The sequence below is a fragment of the Alloacidobacterium dinghuense genome (assembly GCF_014274465.1).
GTDB classification, from domain to species: Bacteria; Acidobacteriota; Terriglobia; order Terriglobales; family Acidobacteriaceae; genus Alloacidobacterium; species Alloacidobacterium dinghuense.
The window spans coordinates 4,894,611-4,912,427 of record NZ_CP060394.1 but is presented as its reverse complement, the minus strand read 5'-3'; the positions used below and the strand labels follow the sequence as shown (position 1 = coordinate 4,912,427).

22 protein-coding genes and 1 pseudogene are annotated in these 17,817 nt (G+C 52.9%); 13 read left to right on the top strand and 10 right to left on the bottom strand.

What is annotated here, in order from left to right:
- Positions 1–12: 12 nt before the first annotated feature.
- Positions 13–273 carry a hypothetical protein gene (locus H7849_RS20490; RefSeq protein ID WP_186742064.1) on the bottom strand — a complete coding sequence of 87 codons (261 nt, stop codon included), beginning with the start codon at positions 271–273 and terminating at the stop codon, positions 13–15.
- A 217-nt stretch (positions 274–490) separates the two neighbouring features.
- Between H7849_RS20490 and H7849_RS20485 the strand changes: the two genes are divergently transcribed.
- The 6 genes from H7849_RS20485 to H7849_RS20460 all read left to right on the top strand — a co-directional run bounded on the left by H7849_RS20485 (position 491) and on the right by H7849_RS20460 (position 4,192).
- Positions 491–670, top strand: coding sequence for a hypothetical protein (locus H7849_RS20485; RefSeq protein WP_186742062.1), 180 nt, complete (start codon positions 491–493; stop codon positions 668–670).
- Between the two features lie 103 nt (positions 671–773).
- Complete coding sequence (locus H7849_RS20480) at positions 774–1,007, top strand: hypothetical protein (RefSeq protein ID WP_186742060.1); 234 nt, start codon at positions 774–776, stop codon at positions 1,005–1,007.
- A gap of 163 nt (positions 1,008–1,170) precedes the next feature.
- A complete protein-coding gene (gene acpP, locus H7849_RS20475) occupies positions 1,171–1,446 on the top strand; it encodes an acyl carrier protein (protein WP_285288907.1) in 276 nt (91 codons plus the stop codon).
- A 508-nt stretch (positions 1,447–1,954) separates the two neighbouring features.
- A complete protein-coding gene (locus H7849_RS20470; protein WP_186742056.1) occupies positions 1,955–2,707 on the top strand; it encodes a class I SAM-dependent methyltransferase in 753 nt (250 codons plus the stop codon).
- 188 nt (positions 2,708–2,895) lie between these two features.
- A complete protein-coding gene (locus H7849_RS20465; RefSeq protein WP_186742054.1) occupies positions 2,896–3,210 on the top strand; it encodes a hypothetical protein in 315 nt (104 codons plus the stop codon).
- Between the two features lie 79 nt (positions 3,211–3,289).
- Positions 3,290–4,192 carry a hypothetical protein gene (locus H7849_RS20460; RefSeq protein WP_186742053.1) on the top strand — a complete coding sequence of 301 codons (903 nt, stop codon included), beginning with the start codon at positions 3,290–3,292 and terminating at the stop codon, positions 4,190–4,192.
- Here H7849_RS20460 and H7849_RS27610 read toward each other — a convergent pair.
- Positions 4,119–4,502: pseudogene (locus tag H7849_RS27610) on the bottom strand (PGN_0703 family putative restriction endonuclease); the annotation flags it as partial. The gene H7849_RS20460 and the pseudogene H7849_RS27610 sit on opposite strands and share 74 nt — an antisense overlap.
- An 804-nt stretch (positions 4,503–5,306) precedes the next feature.
- Positions 5,307–5,675, bottom strand: a complete 369-nt coding sequence (locus H7849_RS20455; RefSeq protein ID WP_186742051.1) for a response regulator — start codon at positions 5,673–5,675, stop codon at positions 5,307–5,309.
- Here H7849_RS20455 and H7849_RS20450 point away from each other — a divergent pair.
- Entirely contained in the window at positions 5,674–5,838 is a 165-nt protein-coding gene (locus tag H7849_RS20450) for a hypothetical protein (RefSeq protein WP_186742049.1), read from the top strand. The genes H7849_RS20455 and H7849_RS20450 overlap by 2 nt on opposite strands.
- 64 nt (positions 5,839–5,902) lie before the next feature.
- Here the strand turns inward: H7849_RS20450 and H7849_RS20445 are convergent, their stop codons facing one another.
- Positions 5,903–6,094 (bottom strand): hypothetical protein, encoded by a 192-nt coding sequence (locus H7849_RS20445; protein ID WP_186742047.1) that lies wholly within the window; start codon positions 6,092–6,094, stop codon positions 5,903–5,905.
- Positions 6,073–6,708 (bottom strand): histidine phosphatase family protein, encoded by a 636-nt coding sequence (locus tag H7849_RS20440; protein ID WP_186742045.1) that lies wholly within the window; start codon positions 6,706–6,708, stop codon positions 6,073–6,075. Before H7849_RS20440 ends, H7849_RS20445 begins: the two co-directional genes overlap by 22 nt.
- Positions 6,709–6,860: 152 nt before the next feature.
- Between H7849_RS20440 and H7849_RS20435 the strand changes: the two genes are divergently transcribed.
- The 4 genes from H7849_RS20435 to H7849_RS20420 all read left to right on the top strand — a co-directional run bounded on the left by H7849_RS20435 (position 6,861) and on the right by H7849_RS20420 (position 11,478).
- On the top strand, positions 6,861–8,432 hold the full coding sequence (locus H7849_RS20435; RefSeq protein WP_186742043.1) for a recombinase family protein: 1,572 nt from the start codon (positions 6,861–6,863) through the stop codon (positions 8,430–8,432).
- An 894-nt stretch (positions 8,433–9,326) separates the two neighbouring features.
- Entirely contained in the window at positions 9,327–9,749 is a 423-nt protein-coding gene (locus H7849_RS27605) for a DoxX family protein (protein ID WP_432756506.1), read from the top strand.
- 199 nt (positions 9,750–9,948) lie between these two features.
- On the top strand, positions 9,949–11,073 hold the full coding sequence (locus tag H7849_RS20425) for a PP2C family protein-serine/threonine phosphatase (protein WP_186742039.1): 1,125 nt from the start codon (positions 9,949–9,951) through the stop codon (positions 11,071–11,073).
- A 192-nt stretch (positions 11,074–11,265) separates the two neighbouring features.
- Positions 11,266–11,478, top strand: a complete 213-nt coding sequence (locus H7849_RS20420; protein ID WP_186742037.1) for a hypothetical protein — start codon at positions 11,266–11,268, stop codon at positions 11,476–11,478.
- Positions 11,479–11,523: 45 nt separating this feature from the next.
- Here the strand turns inward: H7849_RS20420 and H7849_RS20415 are convergent, their stop codons facing one another.
- On the bottom strand, positions 11,524–11,886 hold the full coding sequence (locus H7849_RS20415; RefSeq protein WP_186742035.1) for a hypothetical protein: 363 nt from the start codon (positions 11,884–11,886) through the stop codon (positions 11,524–11,526).
- Positions 11,887–12,001: 115 nt separating this feature from the next.
- Here H7849_RS20415 and H7849_RS20410 point away from each other — a divergent pair, with 115 nt between their 5' ends.
- Complete coding sequence (locus tag H7849_RS20410) at positions 12,002–12,202, top strand: hypothetical protein (RefSeq protein WP_186742033.1); 201 nt, start codon at positions 12,002–12,004, stop codon at positions 12,200–12,202.
- A 355-nt stretch (positions 12,203–12,557) separates the two neighbouring features.
- Here H7849_RS20410 and H7849_RS20405 read toward each other — a convergent pair whose 3' ends face one another.
- The 3 genes from H7849_RS20405 to H7849_RS20395 form a co-directional block, all read right to left on the bottom strand.
- Positions 12,558–12,896, bottom strand: coding sequence for an STAS domain-containing protein (locus tag H7849_RS20405; protein ID WP_186742031.1), 339 nt, complete (start codon positions 12,894–12,896; stop codon positions 12,558–12,560).
- 1,013 nt (positions 12,897–13,909) lie between these two features.
- Entirely contained in the window at positions 13,910–14,161 is a 252-nt protein-coding gene (locus H7849_RS20400) for a hypothetical protein (protein ID WP_186742029.1), read from the bottom strand.
- A 141-nt stretch (positions 14,162–14,302) separates the two neighbouring features.
- Positions 14,303–15,094: a hypothetical protein gene (locus H7849_RS20395; protein WP_186742027.1), complete on the bottom strand. Its 792-nt coding sequence runs from the start codon at positions 15,092–15,094 to the stop codon at positions 14,303–14,305.
- A 1,038-nt stretch (positions 15,095–16,132) separates the two neighbouring features.
- Between H7849_RS20395 and H7849_RS20390 the strand changes: the two genes are divergently transcribed.
- Entirely contained in the window at positions 16,133–17,269 is a 1,137-nt protein-coding gene (locus H7849_RS20390) for an energy transducer TonB (protein ID WP_186742025.1), read from the top strand.
- Between the two features lie 29 nt (positions 17,270–17,298).
- On the opposite strand, the gene H7849_RS20385 is transcribed toward H7849_RS20390, so the two are convergent.
- Positions 17,299–17,718: a hypothetical protein gene (locus H7849_RS20385; protein ID WP_186742024.1), complete on the bottom strand. Its 420-nt coding sequence runs from the start codon at positions 17,716–17,718 to the stop codon at positions 17,299–17,301.
- Positions 17,719–17,817 lie beyond the last annotated feature (99 nt).

Genomic DNA, 17,817 nt, shown 5'->3' with positions numbered 1-17,817 from the left:
TCCTGCTCAAAACTACACACGCACACGCGCATGTGCCTTCTCACGCACGACGCGCTCTTTCGCGACCCTCTGTAATGCGGGGGTAATCAGGACCCGATAACTCTCACCGGCTTCGTTCACAGCGGCGATTTCGTTGCCCTTCCTTGTCTCGTGGACAGCCCACTCGAAGATCGTTATTGCGTTATTGATAAGGTCTTTCATGGTGTCTAAACCCGCTTCGGATTGCAGTTCTTTCAGTTCTTTGATTCGTTCTTCTGGGAATTCGAAATTCAATCTCATTGCTTAAATCAGTGCCCACTTTCCTTGATATTTCGATTTCAAGGACATATTTGGAGCCTCTGCCTGGAACCAGCCTCTGTCAGAATATGAGGTTTTTGGCATCAAGTAAATAACGCATATTGAGTATATTTTGAGTTTTGCACGCAACCATTTCAAGGCGGCACAAAACCGTTGGCCCGTCACTTCGTCTTGCGTAGGGTTGCCCCTGGCAATGCCCATCCCGAGGTCACGCGGGAACAATGCCGTGCTTGTCAGCCAGAAACTGCTGAAGATCAACTGGAAGTACTGCGGCCAGTTCCTGCCAGGTAAGCAGCTTGAGGCGGCAGCGAAGTTCGAAGAGCCGACGGAGCATGACTCGCTACCATGCTTCGATCAGATCCTTACCCCATAGATGAGGACGTGCCGAACTTATTGGGACTAAAAACCGAACTTTCCGTGTTACGGATGTGTAGAAGTCTCTAGCATAGAGGTAACGACTCGGGACGGAGCGAACGATGCGACGGACTCACTATTTCTCTCTTGGATCACTCATCCTAGCCACATGCGTAATGATGCAGGTAATGCAACTCAATATCTGCGGCGCTGGCCAGTGGTTCACCACGATCAAGGATAACAAGTGCGACTTGCACGCGGGCAGTACAGAAAACGCTTCGGCGCTCGTGTTTATCAGCGCCAAGGACTATAAAGACTGGCTGGATCATAAAATGGCAGATAGGACCAGTTGTTGATCTTCATTTTCATGACTACGGAGATAATCTTCTCCGTGAACTTGCACCGAGAGTAGAGAAGAATCTTCGCAATGATCCATCTGCTGATTCGTGCTTTCCCTTGTTGCCAGAGCATCCCATCCAGACCGTACCGATACTGGGGTGCAGCGACGGCCAAGCTACCGTGAGCGCGTTACATCGTGCTACGCGATGCCCACCCAACTCGAATGTCGTTCAAATGGTGCGTTTGATAGTAGGTCGCCACTTAGAGGTACCAACGCTGAGCATTCTTCCGCAATCCAGATTCTTCAAGGACTTGGGTGCAGACGATTTAGATTCAGTTGAATTGGTTATGGTCGCTGAAGAGGCGTTCGACATCGAGATCACAGACGAGGAAGCAGAGAAGATTGAGACTGTGCAGGATATGGTTCATGTAGTAGAAGTCAAAATCTGTCCATAAAAGTTTGATCGCCTTAGATACCAGGACAAAGTACGGGAGCCTTACAATCCGAGGCGTCATGAATACCGCATAGGTACTCATTGCACTAGGACAACGAAATCGCTCTTTTGTCTCAGGTCAGGGCGCTACTGACGGGCACCAACCACACTGCACCCAAACGTCGGACTCTCAGCGCAGAACAGAGAGAAGATTGCAGATGCACAGCGGAAACGATGGGCGAAAGCGAAGAAGAATCGACAGCCCAGCAAGCCGCCGACAGGTGACTGAAGTTCACCCCACGTGACTTCTCCACCGCTGCTTTGATCCCTCCTTTTCAGAACAGCTTCTCTTGCCAAGGGGGTACATCGAGGAGATCAACGCTCCTCACAAAGAATACGCATTTATAGCACGCTGACGTATTTCGCCTGACTCCACTAAGCAGTAGACACATAACCGGACGCTACCGGTTTCGATGCGCGTCGCGGCCATGCTACGATTTCCGCAATTCTGCTGCCGAACAGCGCGGGAAATGGAGGGAAAGGAGACGGCCCGAAAGCCCAGCTACGGGATTGATGCACCAACCGTCATCCGCAACCTCTTTGTGGCCTGCGTAGTCTGCCTTGTGCTGGCCCTCGCAGTGCGAAGCGTGACCATCGCCCATGTCCGCCTGGATTTCTTCCCAGGGTTTCTTTACTCGGCGGCAAGTTTCGCTGTCCCGGGCACTTTGATGCTGATTTACTCTCTTGTAGGCAAGTTCCATCATCGCGACCGCATATTGGCAAAGGTGCCGTGGGCTGGCACAGAGACAGTGCTCGACGTGGGGACCGGTCGCGGACTGCTCCTGATCGGCGCGGCCAAACACTTGACTACCGGGCACGCCACTGGCATCGACATCTGGAACGCTGAGGACCTCTCGGGAAATGTCCCTGAGGCTGTGCTAACGAATATTGCTCTTGAAGGCGTCGCCGACAAAACCACAGTGAAGAGCGAAGATGCCCGCCGGATGAGCTTCCCTGACGGATCGTTCGATGTGGTGCTCTCCAACCTCTGCCTGCACAACATCTATGAACGGCATAGCAGGTCAAGAGCCTGCCATGAAATCTCCCGCGTCCTCAAGTTGGGCGGCATGGCCGTCATCTCCGACTACAAACTCATGGCGGAGTACAAAGCCGAGTTCCTCGCCTGCGGCATGAATGTTGAGATGTTTCCGCTGGACTGGGCCAGAACGCGTTCCCGCCGCTGCGAATCCTCGTGGCGCACTAAACTGTTTGAAGTTGGTTGAGCCTGTCATCGACCCGCGAAGGGTTTTTATGCAGGACCGCTTGTTTGTGATGCGAAAGTGGACCTTTCAGTTGATACTTCCCTTTGTGCACGTAGCGGACGGTGGTCCTAACACGAAGACAGGAGAGCACCCTCGCCCCCAAGGAACAGATTTACATCTAAGATGATTGCGAAATTGCTAGGAGAACCTTGCCACAGGTTTCATTCGCAGCCGATATCAAGCCACTGTTTCGCGACGTTGATGTTTCACACATGAAGTCGTTCGGCGCGGAGTTGGACGACTACACCTACAGGTCGAATCCGAACAACGCTAATAGTGTGCTCGCGACTGTCTCCCCGCACAATGGTGAGCTGCCTTCCATGACGCCCGACGAACCCAATTGGACCGAGGCTCAGCTAGAACTGTTCGTTCTGACGAGCCAGCGCGGAAAATCTGCACGCTGGGTTCTGTGGGAGCCGGAGAAGGGTGACTGCCTCCGGCCACCCCCGGTGGGCGCTCGGTGATGAGCGTCCCTACGGGGACAATAGCGATGGTGCGTGATAAAATCGCTGGCTCACCACTTCATGACGACGGAGAGATCTTATGCCAAAGGACTATAACGAACTTTTCAAGAGCGACTCGCTGGGCTTCATGAAGAAGTATACCGTGACTCCGGCGAACCATATTGGCTCGCACGGAACGACGATTGGTGATCTAAACCTTAAGAGGAAAGTGAAGGTGTACCAGAAGGATACCTACGAGTACAACCAGATGGGTCCTGGTAACCTGGTGGGATACATCAACTTCACGAAGGTTCCTCACAATACGGTGAACGCAGGCCAGAAGGGCAATATTGTCGTAACCGGCTCCTATACCTTTGACCCAAACGCGGTGGCGGTGCACTATTTGCCGTGGTACGACCAGAAGATCATCAGCCTGACAATTCCTCCGATGCCACCTAACGGCGGAGGGACGCGGTACTTCTTTACCGCAGCGATCAATGGATGCTCTGTGTTCATCAAAGGGACGCAGCAAAGCCCCACGATCTTCCACGCCGGGGGCAAGACGGTAAAGCCGGGGAGCGATCCGAAGGACGGCGCGAAGTTCTGGCGCGAGATGATGAGGACACGCACAGAGACCAAGACTGGAAAGATTCTGGGCGAGGTGAACAAGACGATGTATGTGACCGATCGTAAGGATAAGGCGCTGGGAACGGCGAACTCACGCCTATTCGATGCGTGGTTAAGGCAGAATCCGAACGGGTTCCGGATTGAGGACGTGGACCCACACGGCTGCGTGTTCGGGAAGCGGGAGGGCGGTCTGTGGACGTTCTACCTTCAGGAGAACGTTACGATCACGTACACGAGCTTCTTGCCGCAACCAGATGGAAACATCGTGGAGAAGCAGCACTCGGTGATGCGGCCCCTGCAGGTTACCGAGGTCTTCCCGAACGGCAAGAAGCACGTGAAGGTAAATCCGCTGCTGTCACGACCGCTGAAGGCGTAGCTGTGAAAGAAACACCGCAACCGGAACCGCATTCGTGGCGCTCGTTATGATGCAGTTGTTCAAAGGGTCCGATCCGTGGCGGAATAATGCCGTACTTGGCAGCCAGAAACTGCTGAAGATCGTCCGGAAGAACTGCGGCCAGTTCTTGCCACGTAATCAATGTGAGTCGGAAACGTAGTTCACAAAGACGAACAGCGCGCATCACTCGATACCAAGCTTCTACCAGGTCGGGGCGGCGAGAGTCACAAAATACGCAGAAAGAACAGGCAGTCGCATACGCCGCCAGCGTCCCTCTGATTAGCTGGTAGCTGCAATGCCTTCCGTTGCGGCATGTTTGATTTTAGGCGGTATGGGGACTCGCGAGATGGGCGCTCTTCGTAAAGCAGCAAGCGAGATGACGAAACCGCCAGACCCCAAACAGTGAGCAGACTTTTACAATGTCATCCAGTTCGCTCATTCGCGACAGAGTGTAAGGTGTGTGCAGGCTGACGGCAAGAGGAATTAGAGCGTGTACCCCAAAGATCTCTGGACTTGTTACCGGTATTGCCGCTACTGTCTGAGAACCCCCACAGACTGCTTACCGGGACCGAAAGAAGTATCGAAGTGGCAAGACGCGGGAGAGGAAAGAACAACGCAGCATTGGGGCTATCCGGCTACATCTGGGCTTTTATATTCGTCATCCTGGGTGCCATATTCGTTCTCAGTGTCATGCTGCGAGTCGGATTCAAACATTAGATAAAGCGTAGATGGTTTATCCTTGTCGGCGGGATACCCGTGAACCTTCAACAGATCATCACAGCACTCGACGAGGAAATCACGCTGCTAACCCATGTTAGAGCCTTGCTCACTGGAACCAGCAGCAACGGCAACCGCACTAGACTCAAGCGCGGACCCATGAGCGCAGAAGGCAGGAAACGGATTGCAGACGCGCAGCGGAGACGTTGGGCGAAAGTGAAGAAGAATCGTTAACCTGCTGGATACCGTCAAGCGTGACGTCAATCAGTGTGCCAACCCTTTTAGGTCGCATTCAACAACTTGGCCACTGTTCCAAGGAGAGTCTCTGGATTGACTGGCTTTTGTAGCGCTTCGTAACCGAGTAGCCGCGCGTCTTCGATCAGTGGGGATCTGCAATCGTATGAAGGAGAATGATGCGACATTCTGGATACCGACGTCGCACCTGATTCGCGCACTCGACCCCATTTATGTCCGTCAAAAACATATCGATCACGGCTAAGTCTGGCTGTGACTTTGCTGAGGTCATGAGCGCAGCCTCGCCGCTGTACTCAGCCGTAGCGTCATAGCCCCAAGCTGTAAAGATCCACGCCAGCGTTTGGGCTACCGGCTTCCCGGCAATGAGGCCATTGCAGCTGTTGAAATCTATCCGCTCTCTGGGAAAAAAGTAAACGGCTGCTGCTACAGAAACGGGCCTCGTCGCCTCATCGATCCCGACGCTTCTCGTCGAAGGCGATAATAAGCCAGGCATGGCACACAAGATTGCACAGGCGATTGCGGAGGCTGGTGTGGACCTCAGCTTTTTTGTTGCCCAAGCCATTGGCAGAAAATATTCAGCGGTCATCGGTTTCGCAAACGATGGTGATGCTAAGAAGGCTGCCACCCTTATCAAGAAGGCAAGCCGAAAGAAGTGAGAGTAATTGCCGGGATGGAGGCATGCCAGTTACTTTGGCGATCCTCGATCCCCTGATTGCGTTCTCAGTAGTACTGCCGATTGTATTCGTGCAGTTCCAACTTGCCCTGACTCCCCAGATCAGGATTTCCGACGTAACGGGTGACCCCGCAGTTCACCGGCTTCTCGTGCTCATCCAGGTGAAGAAACTGCTCTGGACTCAGCCTTTCGAAATTCGCCTGCGTAGCCAGGATCGTCAAATGATGTGTGATCGCCATAACCGCTTTCCCGCGAAATCGCGGGTGAGCGTAGTGATCCAGGAAAGGTTCCGCTGACGAACATCGGGAATATTCTCTCCGTTCATGAAGCGGTAGTCATACTCGCCGAGCAGGTTGTACAGTTCACCCTGTTCCGGGTGCATCACATGGTAGATCCGCCAGTCGCTGTAAAGAAGCGCCAGCCCATGATCTTGTTCTCGGATTCGCTCCTCACGATAAACTTTTGCCTCTTGCAAACCGGGCCATTCTTCCTGCAGGATGCGCAGGGTTTCCTGCGTGCGAAGGTAAGGTGAGACGAAAATGACATCCGGACACTTCACGCCGGACGCCCGCATTTTTTGCCCAGTTATGCTGGCTTGCTCTTCTCCTTTCGGAGTAATTCGAGTCTCGCGGTCGCTGCATCCGAGGGAATGACGATTTTGAAGCATTTGGGCTAAGGGCTGGATTTCTGGATTTGAACGATCGTTCTCGAACAGGTCTCGGAACCAACGATAATCCGGGTCGGCCTCCTTCTGCTGCTTCAGTTTGTTGTATGCCGACTCGGCGTGACGAACCAGCAGCAACTCCGTGGGCCATTTCATAGTCATCCGGACATTCTCCAGGAAAAGATGCATTCTCCTGTCTACTATGTGTGTCGTATTCGGTGGGACGCAACTGCAATCGAATTGAAAGGTCGATGCGAGGTTTTGCCTACACAAGGTAAACAGGTAGACAATGGAACCCCAAGATCGGTTCCGTAAATTCGGTGTGCGGCGAGTCATCCCCAATGATCCATATTGCTGTGAACCCGCGATCGAAGAAAAGCCGTGACGTATCCTCCATGCGCCGCGCTGCCCAATACATGCGGATGAGTACCGAACATCAGCAGTATTCGATTGAGAATCAATCGGCAGCCATTGCCCTCTACGCTGCTGCCCACAACCTCGGTATTATCCGATCGTTTGTGGATCGGGGCAAAACGGGGATGACGATACGACAGCGTAAGGGTTTACAGGATCTCATCCGGGCAGTCGAATCTGGCGGGGCCGACTTCACCGACGTTCTGGTCTATGACGTAAGCCGGTGGGGACGATTCCCAGATTCGGACGAATCAGCCCATTACGAATATCTGTGTAAACGCGCAGGCGTCAAGGTGCAATACTGCGCCGAACTATTCGAAAACGACAACAGCCCAACGTCGAATCTTCTCAAAGCTCTGAAGCGCACGATGGCCAGCGAATTCAGCCGAGAGTTGTCGGTAAAGGTCTCTGCCGGTCAACGTCGCCTTGCCTCGATGGGATTTTGGCAAGGCGGATATGCCCCATTCGGGCTGATGCGGCAGCTTGTCGATCAAGACAAAAGGCCGAAGGGACTGCTGAAAGACGGAGAATGGAAGAGCATCAGCACGGACCGGGTGACACTGGTACCGGGGCCATCTCAGGCCGTCAAAACGATCCGGCTTGCTTTCGACCTTTACGCGACGCGGGGCAAGAGCCGTCATGAGAGTGTGGAGATTCTGAATAAGGCAAAGAGGTTTCGCGGTGGCACGCCGTGGACGATTCAGATGTTGCGTGATCTGTTAATCGATCCCGTGTACAAGGGAGCCTATGCCTATGGCAAGTGGGAGTACCGGTGTCACCAATCGAGGCGTATGCCGCGAGAGAAATGGGTCGTTCGGGAACATGCTTTCCCTGCCATTGTCTCGGAGAAGCAATGGAATCAGGCCGGAGAACGCATCAGGAAGGAAATTAAAACGCTCGTGGACGCAGAGATGCTTAACGATCTACGCCGCCTCTGGAAGCGCGAGGGCCGACTGAACTCCAATCTGATTAACGCGGCTAAGGATATTCCCTCTGCCGTGGCCTACAACAATCATTTCGGCGGCATAGATGAAGCGTACCGGCTGATCGGATACCCGCTTCCCAAGGACTACGATTACATTCATGCCATTCGAATGTCGCGGAATATCAGCAAAGGAATCTGCGAGAGCCTGTGTGCAGGTGTTCGCGCTGTTGGGGGAACCGCAGAGAAATTGCCATTGCCACACATGGTGCGCCTGAACGGTAGCGTCACGGTACATGTGTCCGTATGCAAGGGATGGGTGCGACATAAATTGAATACGTTATGGAGGCTGTTGCTTGGGAAACGAGCAGCAGCGGATGTGATGATCGTAGCGCGGCTCATGCCCCCATCGCGTTCGATCTTGGATTACTTCGTGATCCCCGCAGTCTCTCAATTGCATGGAGCCTGGAGTGTCCGGGAGAAGGATAACGACCCGATCCTGGAGTTATATCGCTGCAATGATCTGCAATCTTTTATCGAATCGTTCGGTTGTTTTTCTATCCGGGGTGACGCATGAGAAAGCAGTATAGGAAACGGGCGAAGACAGAGGTTAAGTTGGAGACCCTTCGTGTCAGGAACACGAAGGCGTTGCCTGAACGCGCTGAATCGGTCGCAAAGAACCTTGCAGCAGTGAATGCGATTTTCCTGCATCTTTTCCATGACGAAAACTTCATCACCTTGCTAGAGGCAGAATCGTTGACGACGATTCCCAGATATCTCCAATCACTATATGAGGAAGCGAGAGATGGGCATGAAATCGGTACGTGAAGACGGTGGTGAATGCTGGCGGATGTGGTACCGCACTCGGAGAGAGCACCTGCTGCGTCTTTCGGGGTCGCCCCCTCAGAATCTATGCGCCGCACAGGTCAGACTCACGGTTTGCTGCCGCTATGCGCGATGGTTGTTGGGCAATCCACGTGTTCTGCGATATCTGAATAAGTACCATCCAATTGAATTGCGGAGGCTGCGAAGCATCCTTGTCGAGTTCGACCGAACGATTCAAGCACCTATTTGAGTGGAGATACGGAAACGATGAGCGAAGGTGAAGAGGAATCGTCAACCCAACAAGCCGCCGACAGGTGGTTGAAGTTCACTCCCCTCGTTACTTCTCACCGTTGCTTCGATCCCTTCTTGCCAGAACAGCTTCTCTAGCCAAAGGGGTACTTCGAGGAATCAGGCTCCTCACAAAGAGTGCATAGCCTTCGACGGGGTTGGGCATTTCGCCGCGTGGAGCATGCCCGATGAATTCCTGAAAGAGCTGGTGGCTCGCGTCCGCCTTCTGACAAATGTAGCCATGACAGGCGGGCTATCGGTTTAACAATCAACTATCGACTTGTGATGGGATGGTCTTTAAGACGCGGCACGGCTGTCGATAGTGTCCTAATTTGCTTCATGTGGGGGCTCTCGTCTGGTGCGACAATTGCCTGTACCGCCTTCAAGAGGTACCGTGAAAGCCGACTGGGACCGAGTCTTGAACCTCACACTTTGGATACTGCAATGCCTCTTGGCTCTGGCATTCCTATATTTCGGCGCAAGCAAATTCAGTCCGCATGAAATCTTCTGGATAGAAACGTTCGCAAAGATCGGAATCGGCCAATGGTTCCGTTATTTTACAGGTAGTCTCGAAGTAATTTGTGCGGTCTTACTGTTGATTCCTCGAACCTCGGCGATTGCCGCAGCCTTGTTAGCTTGCACGATGGCAGGCGCGACCCTCACGCACATCTTCACCCTCCGCGACAGGTACGTCGCTCTGTTCCCAGCATTCTTTCTGTTGATTCTCATCGCCGTTGCACGGAGGCGACGTTTTGGGTCTCGCGCGGTGAAAGAGAATTAGGACACTACCTGGCTGTCGCTGGAATTGACGGCGACGCAAAGGGGAGAGTAGACGCCGACATGCCAGATATATTCCATTCCTACCACTTCAGTGCGAGAGCGGGTCTATGAGAAAAACGCTTCAAAAGTGGCAAGAGACTCTAAGCTCCGCATTCCCCAGTGCTTCGAATCCTTATTGGCGGGCGTTACCTCTACGGCGCATGAAAAGCCTGCTCGCTGGAACGTTCTTTGTTACCGCCGTAGCTGGTTTCGCTGCCGATCTTGCACAACTTAATATCCGGCCACTGGGTCGAGGTTTGTTCTGGCCGGTTTTATTTGGTGCGGCGGCAGTGGGCGCTCTCATATCCTCGATCAAACGAGTTCGTCCCGTCTTTCTCATCTTTATTGTCATCCTCGTACCGTGGCTCGCAGGAGGGCTGTCGGGTCTTGGCTGGATGGGACTGGGCTGGCTGACCTACCCGATCTCGCTCCTTGCCTCGCCACGGCCAATCCCGCAGGCATTGAAATCACGAGTGCTGTTTGATGCGATCGGCATCTTGATCGCCGGAGGTTTCGGTTTTCGATTGCTCTTGTCCTTCGTGACCAACGAAGGTTTGGCCAATGTGCGGATGCAGACCGAACTGTCCGTCGCTCACGGCATTCAAGCCACATTGGTGCCAGATATTTATGTCCCGACCTCAAGATTTGAGGTGTTCGGCAAATCAATACCCAGTACCGAGATGGGTGGAGATTTGATCGACTTAATCGAGAATGACGATGGAAGTGTGATCGCCTATGTCGCCGATATTTCAGGACACGGGCTTGCTGCTGGCCAACTCATGGGGATGCTAAAGGCTGTTCTTCGGGCATCTTGCCAGTTCCATCAACAACCCTCCACGTTGCTTGAAAGCGCAGACCGCGTGCTGCCTGCCGTCAAGACAGCGGACATGTATGCCACCCTTGCCTTGCTCTACTTCAACAACTCGTCTGAAGCCGAGTACGCCTTGGCGGGGCATCTTCCTATCTTGCATTATCGTCATCAACACGGCGACACGACTCGGCTCTCCTCAGAACAGTTCCCATTGGGACTGATTCCGGGTGGATCTTATGCGAGCCAGCGCATCAATTATTTTCCGGGTGATCTGTTCTTGCTGTTCACAGATGGCATTACGGAAGTAGTCAACGAGCAAGACGAAGAGTTTGGCCTGGCACGACTGGAGCGACTGCTTCGCCAACATGCAGTTCAACCGCTGTCGCAGATTTGGGAATTGGTCATGCAAGAGGTAAAGTCGCATGGGGCGCAACAGGACGATCAGAGTTTGCTGTTGCTCCGCGTCCGTCGGTAACAATTTGGCGAATGACGGCAAGCTCGTACAAAAGCGCACCTGGTGCCAACGAGTCAGGCAATCGACGAGAGTATAGAGATGGCCTACGAGATGTACACGCGGGTGTTCAGTCGGGCGGCGCGAAAGGTGGAACCTACCAACTGAGTTGCTCGGTCCTCCGTTGTAAACTGCTCCCCAGAGGAGAATGAATAGATGCCCAGAATCTTGAAGGCTGGCGAACTTGATCAGTGGTTCAATCCGGATGCGATAACAGTCATCAATAGAGCCAACATCGCTGGAAAGCCCGGATGCGAAGTCAACTTCATTGACGGCACGAAGTTGTGCATACCTATGGATCCTCAGGCATTCGCAGATTATGTAAGTTTGCAAACATCCCATGACTCGCACCTCGTTCATGGTGGATAAGCCGCCCCAGTGATGATTCGGAGCTTTACTCTGTGAGCTACAGGCTCATGACTTCTCCAACGCTGCCCTGATCTTCTTCAACTGAGCTACACCCAACCGTGCCCACTCTTCTGCGCTCACCGACGCGAGATGCCGAGCCAGGTCTTCAGTCGGCTCCATTCGCTGCTGCGTCTCTTGCTTCTTCCGACTAGACAGCCATCGCTCGATCTCATGCGATTGCGCCAGCCGTGCGGTCACGCTCTTCTGTTTGACGGAAAATGAGCGTCCGTCCCTGCGGAACGTGTAGTTCAGCGTTCGCACGAGCCCGCTGGTGGTCGAGGTCACTTGCTGGAGTAAGTAGCTGGAACCCTTAATCGTGCTGGCAATCATCAACCAATCGCCAATCTGTATGTTGTTCAGTTCGCTCATTGCCGAAAGAGTGTAAAGACGAGAGGGGGTCGCAGCCAAGAGCGAAATCGAAGTAAGACAAAAGCAGGATGGTTACCCGATGCGATGGAGAGTTCCGCTCGTGCGGAGGCAGCGTATGGACATACGAGATATCGTTGCAGAACTTGAGAAAGAAATCGCTCGTTTGAACCAGATCGTGACGCTGCTCAAGCGTTCGAATGGCGATCTCACTCCAAAGACAGAAACGAAGCGTCGAACTCTGAGCGCAGAAGCTAAAAAGAAGATTGCGGACGCGCAGCGGAAACGGTGGGCGAAGGCGAAGCAGGCTGCGAAGTAATGGAGCCACATGAAATGTAGATATTGCGATATTCCGTTAGAGCGACGGCACCGACGCGGATTGTTAGAACTGTACGTACTTACACCATTCGGATTTATCCTTGGAGATGCAGTTCCTGTGGGCGAGTTTACTATCGCTTCCATCGGTGAACTGCTAAAGCAGCAGTGTTTGACCGCGCGACGCGGCTTCCACCGTGAATTTCTCCAACACTGCCTTGATCTTTCTGCAACTGAGCCACACCAAGCCGCACCCACACTTCTGCACTAACAGACGTTAGATACGGAGCGGTGAGACTTCCATATTGCCGACCACTCAGTCAGAACGCTGCCAAGAAGCAAGAAGAGGTTATCCATTACTACGATGTGAACATCTGCGTCAGATGGGTGAGGCGCAGCAGTTCGAGCACGCGAGGTGTCATGTTGGCGAATTCCAGGATGGATAAGCCTCGCTTGATTGCAGATACCTTGAGAATAACCAGTGCTCCGAGGCCGAAGCTATCCATGTAATTCACATCAGCAAGGTCGACAACGGTGCGGCCACCGGAAGCGATAAGCGGCTTGACCACATCTTCGATCTCACTCGCCGTCTCGCTAACGAGGCTGCCATGACACCTGACCATGGTCACTTGATTCCCGTGCTGGTCTTTCTCTGCCAGCCTCTCAACATCACACTGTAAAGAACGATCGGGCGTCATCCGGAATCCTCTCCTCGAAGCTTCAAAACCTCGCGCTAGAATACATCAAAGACCGCTTTAACGCGAGAATCGGTCGCGACTTCCCCGTCGGTCCAAAGTTTTGATGGTGGATCTTTTATCTCTTCTAAGATGAAGCACTTAGATCACGCCGAGTGCATCATCGACGGTTCAATAGGAAGAAGTTGCCAAGGGAAATCGCTTCCCTGGAACGAGTGTCCGACAATACGGAAGTTTGCCGTGAAGAGAGCCCCATTGGCGACAAAAATGTAAAGACGACAGTGGATCGCTGCAAAAGCGAAATCGACGTAAGGCAAAAGCAGGATGGCTCCGCGATGTGATAGAGACTTAGGCTGATCCTGAGGCGAAAAGGATGGACACACGCGATATCCTCTCAGGCATGCTTCCTATACGTATTTGCGCCGGTTGTGAAACATGGTTGAATGCGACATCGATTGCTATGCGCCGTCATGTGACAGCGATGGACACAGCTCTTTATTTGCTTCGGAAAAAGGGCGACGCTAACTATGAGGAACGACAGCGAGAGGTGTCGGGCTGGCTTGTGCAGTCGCTACAGGAAGCGCAATCAGCGTGGGGTGCCTACTGTGAGCATCTCAAAGAGCATGGCCTACAATGTAAGTAGCAAAGTTTTTGTCACAGCACTGTTTCGCAGAACCTGATGTATTCTGCACCTAACAAGCGTACAAACGGACGCTCGTGAAACCAAAAAAAACGCAGATGTGGGCGGCTCTAAAGTCGCCCTATTTTTTTATCAGGATTCACAACGAGCACTTCTACTGGGACCACTTCTTTCTTACGCGCCTCACGCGGGTATCTGGCACATCTGTGATCCAGAAACGCACCGGCAATTTCGTTCGGCGCTTCCGGCATGAGCATACGACCTGTCGAAGGCTTTGATGGCCGCTTTTTCCACGCACACGCAGAACACGCCCAAAACGGCACCTTCCAGATCAACCTTGGTAGAGACCTTCCCATGCGCTCATCTATTGATTGCGTCACTTCGTCGGTACGCTCCAGCGAGCATTCCACGGAGCGATCCACTCGCCTGATCCCAATGGGCTGTGACTCCCAAAGCTCGGCACCGGGCTCGTCGCGTTGTGGCTGTTATCGGAAGGCTCAACCGCCCACTCGGGGCTGTAGGGAACACGTTCGCCGGAGCCTGACCACATAGCGAGCGCCCGCAACTTAACCGCTTTACGTTCGTTCAACTTCTTTGTGAGTCGTTTCGAATCTCCACGAATCGTCATGGCTACGATTGTAGTCCAGAGCAGCGTTTTGCTTTGCGCGAATCGCGGACGCCCTCCTAACTCTTTGATCCGACAGGCGAGAAAGCCGCTTAGAATCGCTTCGCTGCCACTTCGGGGAAGTGCGAAGGAATCATCTCGTTCTCATCTTCTGACCTCGGTCATACCCGTGTTTTGACCGATGCTCAGACTCACAGCGACTGGGCTGGTCAGGGAAGTCAAGTCTACGCCCCTGGCCTTTACTGCGAATGAGTATTCAGGATTCTTGTGATCCCTATCGTCGCGATCGCCGTGATGTTCCGTGATGTGGAAGTCCAGGTAGACACCGTCGATATTGCCCCGAAAGACAAAGTGGCGGAATCCTTCCTCACGGAACGAGCCAGCGGGAATGAGCGCTGGAAAATTACCCACGTTCAACGTCACAACTTGATGGACAGGATCTATTCCCGTACTCTTAGCACCTTGCTTAAACTCCCCGGTGAGGGTGAAGCCCCGTCTGTCATCGCGATCGTCGTCGCCATCAAAAGCGCGTCGGATGTCCAAATCTCGAATCTCAAACTCGGCAAAAGGCACGCTTACGCCCGGCGGTGGCACAAAATTAGGACAGATCCGAACTACGCTGTTTGCCGCAGATACAGTGCCGTCTGCGAATCGGGTTCCGTTTTGGGCCGCATAGAGACAACTGTCCGCTCCTACCTGCGTAAGATCCCCACGAAAGCCTCCGCTGGCTAGGACAGTCTGGACTGGCGTTTTTGTGAAATCATTGTCGGGAAAATCGAATCTGAATATTGTTCCGTCGTTATTATTTGTAACGACGAAATCAGGGTCGAGGTGAAAAGCCACACCGTCAGGAAATCCGGGAATGGGAATCTGCCGTATGACCGCACCACTCCTATTCAGGATAGTGAGCGTCGGCGCTGGCGTACGAACCGCCATAAAGAGGAAGTTGCCAGAAGGGTCAAAAAATATGCCGTCGATGAAGGTGGCCACCGCCGGGTCGAGTTGAGCAAAAGTACTGGATGCTGTAGTTACCGGATTGACGCTTACTATGACACAGGGTGGACTCCCGAAACAGCTTCCTCCTGCGCCACCCACGTACACAAGGTTGTCTGTCTGGGATCAACAGCGATTCCCAAGCCATTGCCTTGGGGACCAAACGCCGCCCGCAACTGAGCCCCAGTAGTTGCATCGACATTGACGACCCCGTTGCCATTCGCATAGAGAGTCCCATCTGGATGATTGGTAAGACCGCAACCGACATTACTGGCTATTGGACTCCCAGTCGCCTGGGGGTGAACTGGCGAGCCGTCCACCACGGTTGTAGTAAAGCTAAGAATTTGAACAACGCCCCCACGTTGCAGGAATCCACCCACAAATCGTCGTTCGGGGCGAAAGCGATTCCTCCATCAATTTCGCCAGTCGGCAGCAGTACTGTTGAATAAAGTCTTTGCGAAAAATCCGGTTGCAAGAAGGGAAAAGGTTGTTGCTGGGCGGGGGCTCGCTGTTCGGAAGCAATCAACAGAAGGCAGCCCGTTAGGAGAATTAGAAAAACGACTTCCCGCCTAGTGGACGAGGAAATTATCACGTGGATACCTCTCTTCTGTTTTCGTTGGTCTTGCCGTTGTGATTCGCGCGGTCTTCAGCAAATAGGAAAAGTGGTTGAAAACCATGCTCCTTTAACTAGCTAGGCGATAGGAGCTTACACCACTTTGAAGCATGAGAACTTGATTACCAGTCAACTCAGGCTTTCCAGATGGTTCAGCCACGTAAGCTGACATAACAACCTGGCTGCGCGAGTCAAGATAACTCATGCAATCCAAGGGGCAATGGACCTATGTACTTATCCAAAAGCTTTAGTCACATCGCGGAGTACTCGAAATTCGTTGCCTCTTACATGCGAATGAGCGGATAATCCACGCGCTGAGCGGCAGTAGAGCCACACGCCGGGAACCCCTCCTCAAGGTGTGTCATGTCATGCCCTATCAGAAGCGAAATGCAATAGGTCGTTTGTCAAACACCATTCTCAAATCGGGCTTCCTCGTCTTTCTGAGCGGTCTATTTGTCCCACTTGTTGCCGATGCTGTCGCGGTTTCACAGACCACCCCTGTATCGCCCACTCCGTCGCCATCCCCTACCATGCCGAGCGACCCCGTGGAACTCATGAAACTTGCACGTAAAACGAATGGGATCGTTGGTGGCGATGCGCAGCCCTGGCATCTTAAGGCGACCTATCAGGTGTTCGCTTCTGATGGAAAGAAGTCGGAAGACGGAGTCTACGAAGTCTTCTTTGCCGACAGCCGAAAATACAAGCAGAGCTTTGCGAGCAAGTCCTTTTCTCAAATTGATTACACGACAGATAAGGGTTTGTTTAGGACGGGCGACATGCAATGGGCTTCGGGTCCCGAGCGATTGATTGTCAAAAAACTATTTCATCCACTCCCGAACGATGACTTCCTGCAGAAGGAAACGCCACAAGCCTACGACCGCAATATGGGCGGAGCAAATCTTCACTGTGTAGCGTTTCGCTCAACGATGTCTGAAACCCCAAACTCAGGAGCGACTACCCCGACATTCTGCTTCGATCACGACAAGCCGATATTGCGCTACACCAGCGGTTGGGGTGGGACTTATTCAGAACTCAGCGGCGACACTCTGATGAACGAAATAGTCATCTTCCACCATCGTTTCGTTGCGCGTGATGTCTCGGTCACTATGTTCGATAAACTCTACGTGAAAATTCACGTTGACACGCTGGAGGAACTCGCCGTGGTCAACGACGCAGATTTTCATCCTCCAGCCACTGCTGCTGTCGCACCGCCTCCGAGGCCGATGGTTCCTTACAGCATAATGAGTGCAAGAATCATCAAGCGCGTCGAGCCCGGATATGCGGCATTGGCCAATCCGAGTGGCTGGGACGGACGAGTCATTGCGGACGTCATCGTAGGGAGTGATGGACATGTTAAGAGTGTCCGACCGTTAAGCGGATCAAGCATGTATCAAGGAATGGTCGCCGAGGCAGTGTACAAGTGGATTTACACTCCATTCACTGTTGGGAATGTTCCGACTGAAGTTGAGACCGAGGTCGCCTATACGTTCAAGCCGAGAACATGATCGTTGCAAATCGTGCCGTTCCAGGCTCGCTAACCACGGGTCCATTCGATGATGTTCAACATACGATCTACCACCTGCTCGGCAGTCGTCCAAGCATCCATCGGATCAACATCTTTCTGAATATCCTGAACGAATAGCTTGTTATCGGAGAAAGCAATAAAATTTAGGTAAAAAATGCCGTTATTCAAGACACTGCAGCGAATGCGTTCACCGTCCAAGATCAGATCGGTTCGTGTAGACACACCCTCCAACCTGTCATCGCCCAACGTAATCCGCGCGATACCTTCGCCGAATGTACTGATCGAGCCTGTGAAATCGATTTCGTGCAGAGCACTAATAATGCACTTCAGTTCATCAAGGAAGCGTTTCCAAAACTCGTGGCCGTGGGTTTGGATAATGAAGTCCGATGCTGGCGATCGACTCCATCTCTCCCCCCAAGTTACTTCCAAGCGTCTCCTTGATTCCCTCCGTTTTTGTATAAATTCGGGTAGCTTTCTTTCTCTGTCCACTGGAATTACCAATCCCCATTTCTGCTTGCAGCAGGACTT

Bases quoted from the DNA above. Each gene is read 5' to 3' on its own strand.
- H7849_RS20485 (WP_186742062.1), top strand. From the start codon at position 491: ATGCCCATCCCGAGGTCACGCGGGAACAATGCCGTGCTTGTCAGCCAG.
- H7849_RS20480 (WP_186742060.1), top strand. From the start codon at position 774: ATGCGACGGACTCACTATTTCTCTCTTGGATCACTCATCCTAGCCACA.
- H7849_RS20470 (WP_186742056.1), top strand. From the start codon at position 1,955: ATGGAGGGAAAGGAGACGGCCCGAAAGCCCAGCTACGGGATTGATGCA.
- H7849_RS20460 (WP_186742053.1), top strand. From the start codon at position 3,290: ATGCCAAAGGACTATAACGAACTTTTCAAGAGCGACTCGCTGGGCTTC.
- H7849_RS20450 (WP_186742049.1), top strand. From the start codon at position 5,674: ATGGCACACAAGATTGCACAGGCGATTGCGGAGGCTGGTGTGGACCTC.
- H7849_RS20455 (WP_186742051.1), bottom strand. From the start codon at position 5,675: ATGCCTGGCTTATTATCGCCTTCGACGAGAAGCGTCGGGATCGATGAG.
- H7849_RS20445 (WP_186742047.1), bottom strand. From the start codon at position 6,094: ATGGCGATCACACATCATTTGACGATCCTGGCTACGCAGGCGAATTTC.
- H7849_RS20440 (WP_186742045.1), bottom strand. From the start codon at position 6,708: ATGCATCTTTTCCTGGAGAATGTCCGGATGACTATGAAATGGCCCACG.
- H7849_RS20435 (WP_186742043.1), top strand. From the start codon at position 6,861: ATGATCCATATTGCTGTGAACCCGCGATCGAAGAAAAGCCGTGACGTA.
- H7849_RS20425 (WP_186742039.1), top strand. From the start codon at position 9,949: ATGAAAAGCCTGCTCGCTGGAACGTTCTTTGTTACCGCCGTAGCTGGT.
- H7849_RS20420 (WP_186742037.1), top strand. From the start codon at position 11,266: ATGCCCAGAATCTTGAAGGCTGGCGAACTTGATCAGTGGTTCAATCCG.
- H7849_RS20415 (WP_186742035.1), bottom strand. From the start codon at position 11,886: ATGAGCGAACTGAACAACATACAGATTGGCGATTGGTTGATGATTGCC.
- H7849_RS20410 (WP_186742033.1), top strand. From the start codon at position 12,002: ATGGACATACGAGATATCGTTGCAGAACTTGAGAAAGAAATCGCTCGT.
- H7849_RS20405 (WP_186742031.1), bottom strand. From the start codon at position 12,896: ATGACGCCCGATCGTTCTTTACAGTGTGATGTTGAGAGGCTGGCAGAG.
- H7849_RS20400 (WP_186742029.1), bottom strand. From the start codon at position 14,161: ATGACGATTCGTGGAGATTCGAAACGACTCACAAAGAAGTTGAACGAA.
- H7849_RS20395 (WP_186742027.1), bottom strand. From the start codon at position 15,094: ATGGCGGTTCGTACGCCAGCGCCGACGCTCACTATCCTGAATAGGAGT.
- H7849_RS20390 (WP_186742025.1), top strand. From the start codon at position 16,133: ATGCCCTATCAGAAGCGAAATGCAATAGGTCGTTTGTCAAACACCATT.